This window comes from Phocaeicola sp. RTP21198st1_B8_RTP21198_201120, from assembly GCF_040929485.1.
GTDB lineage: Bacteria > Bacteroidota > Bacteroidia > Bacteroidales > Bacteroidaceae > Phocaeicola > Phocaeicola dorei.
This window is the reverse complement of record NZ_JBCOCI010000183.1, coordinates 1-2824: the sequence shown is the minus strand read 5'-3', so window position 1 is coordinate 2824 and position 2824 is coordinate 1. Positions and strand designations below refer to the sequence as shown.

The 2824-nt window shown below is 43.1% G+C and carries 1 protein-coding gene; it reads right to left on the bottom strand.

The genetic code is table 11. The features are described from left to right. Positions 1–2824, bottom strand: a 2824-nt coding sequence (locus tag AB5935_RS24225; protein ID WP_368327678.1) for a SusC/RagA family TonB-linked outer membrane protein, incomplete at both ends; no start/stop codon positions are given.

The window sequence follows — 2824 nt, the reverse complement described above, 5'->3', positions numbered from 1 at the left end:
TCCGAAACCGCCGGTGATCGTGCCTGCCAAAGTAGGGCGTGGAACAGCGTTGCTAGTTCCTTCTCCCCTCCAGTAATGGTTGGCGGCATATTTTGATATGTTATAGAATTGTTCCGAATCGACCAGTGTGCCATTTTTGTAACCTTTGATACTGCTGGACGCCAAGCCGAGATGTTCCGTACCTTCTGTTCCCCCGCAGCCTTTCCATGCTGACAGGATTTTACCTCCGGCTGCAAATTGGCAGAAAATGGATAAGTCGAAGTTTTTCCAGTTCATAGTCGAAGTGATACCACCATAAATGTCAGGTGTAACCTTTCCTACATACATGCGGTCATCGTCTGTGATGTCTCCGTCATTGTTGTAGTCAAAGTACTTACAATCACCGGCACGTACTCCTTTTGCGTAGAGTTTGCTTGGTACTTCCTGGTCGGTTTGATAAATACCATCCTGACGCAACATATAGAAAGCACTAACCGGTTTACCTACCATTAAAGCATGCATTACTTTACCGGTATTGGCACCACCACCGTTGATTTTCATATCAAGTACTCCATCCAATGACAATAGTTTGTTTTTTGTATAGGAGAGGTTAGTAGCAAGCTCCCATTTAAAAGGACCATCGAATATTTTACCGCTCACCATCACTTCCAATCCTTTGTTCTCCAGCGAGCCGATATTGGCTGTCCGGGTAGTATATCCTGTTGTAGCAAGTGTACTGATATTATAAAGTAATCCGCTTGTCTTTTGATAGTATCCGTCTACAGATAGCGCCAGTCGTCCGTTGAATAGCTCTGCGTTGATTCCGACATTCACCTGATTAGCTTTCTCCCAGATAAGATCCGCAGCATCTGCTCCGATTTTAAAACCGGATGAACCATTATAGGAATTTCCTCCCGAAGTTACTAATGACATAGCTGCCCAGTTACTGATACCATCCATACTGCCAGTCTTACCCCAACTGGCTCGTAGCTTTAAGTCATTCAGTGGCGTGCCTTTAGGGAAAAAAGGTTCGTTGATAATCCGCCACGCGAAAGAAGCAGAAGGAAATGTTCCATAACGTTTATCTTTTGAGAAACGTGAAGAACCGTCACGACGCATCGTTACATTTAAGATATAGCGATTATCCCAATTCAGGGCGGCACGTCCGAAATAAGATTCGAGTGCATATGCATTATATCCGATACTACCTGCGTAGATGTTAGAACCGGAATTTATCAGACCGAAGCTGGAAGAAGGATAAGCACCGTTTGCGTAATTATCACTATAAGCCCCAAAAGTTTCATAATTATACTCTTCGTATGAGTGACCAAGCATTGCTGAATAAGTTAGTTTATCCCAACTATTTTCATACGAAATTACGTTGTCTATAACATATCGGTAACTTACATTTTTCTGTTCGCTAAGTGCGCCCCATCCTGCATTTTTGGAACGTGCGTCATGTTTCTCTGAAATTGTTTTCTTTTCTTCATCAAGAATACCGTATATGCTGAATGAGGGGGTGTATTTGAGTCCTTTGATAGGAGTAATATCAAAACTAAGGGCAGCTACTCCTTGTTTCTTATGTACAGTCCAGTCTTCTTCATTAATCAGCATAACGGGATTATGACGACATAATTCTGTTGACATCACTGTATAGCCTCCATCTTCCCGATAAGCTCCAATCCATGGTTGTTCTTCACGGGCAGTACGAATCACTTTCAAACTGGTAGATGACTCTTCCACTTTATCGAAACGGCTGTAAGATCCTGTGAGATTCAGATTCAGTTTAAACCATTTGTTCAGCTGATGAGTAAATTTTGCCCGTAGGTTGGTTTGCTGGAATCCGCTGGTACGGATGATACCTTGTTGGTCGTTAAATCCCACAGAGGTGAAAAAGGTAGTTTTCTCATTACCTCCCGAGAGATTGATAGATGCCGTAGTAGAGTGTGCTATATCACGTTGAATGAGTCCGAGCCAGTCTGTTTCGGTAATCCGGTCGGGGATAAAGAATGATTTTGTGTCCTTCTTCTGCACATTCCAATTATCTACGGCTGCTTGCATAGTACGAGTATATTCTGCTACATTTGCCATTGGTATATCGTTGGCAATCCATCCAAGGCTGTGGCGTACACTGGCATTTACGCGTGTTTTACTGTTGGTGTTCCCCGATTTTGTGGTGATGATGACAACACCGTTGTTAGCTCGCGAACCATAGATGGCAGCAGCTGAAGCATCTTTCAATACGTCCATGCGTTCGATGTCGTTGGGGTTTAGCATAGGCATTGATTCACTGGGAACTCCATCGACCACATACAATGGGGTGCTGTTACCTGTGATGGATGCAATACCGCGTACCCGTACACTCGGTTGTTCACCGGGGGTACCGCTGGCAGAGGCTACATTTACACCAGGAGTACGACCTTGCAGCATTTTAGCTACATTGTAGTCACTGCCTTGGTCCAGATCATCCACTTTCAGGCTACTGATAGAAGTAGTTACTAGTTTTTCGGACTGGGAGCCATAGCCGACTACAACTATCTCATTTAATGCAATGCTACTTTCTTTCAAATATATTTTCAGATTGTTTTTATTGCCGGCTTTCACTTGTTGTGAGTCAAATCCAATATAAGATACTGTTAGTGGTTGGTTAGGATCTGCTACAATGGTAAAGTTTCCGTTAATATCTGTAATGACTCCGGTTCCTTTTCCTTGCATGACATTGGCGCCAATAATAGGAATTCCACTTTCATCTAGTACGGTTCCTTTAATCGCTCTCTTTTCATTACTTCTTTGTTCTGTCTCCTGCTTTACCAATACGATGGTGTTGTTGGTAAATGAATAAGAT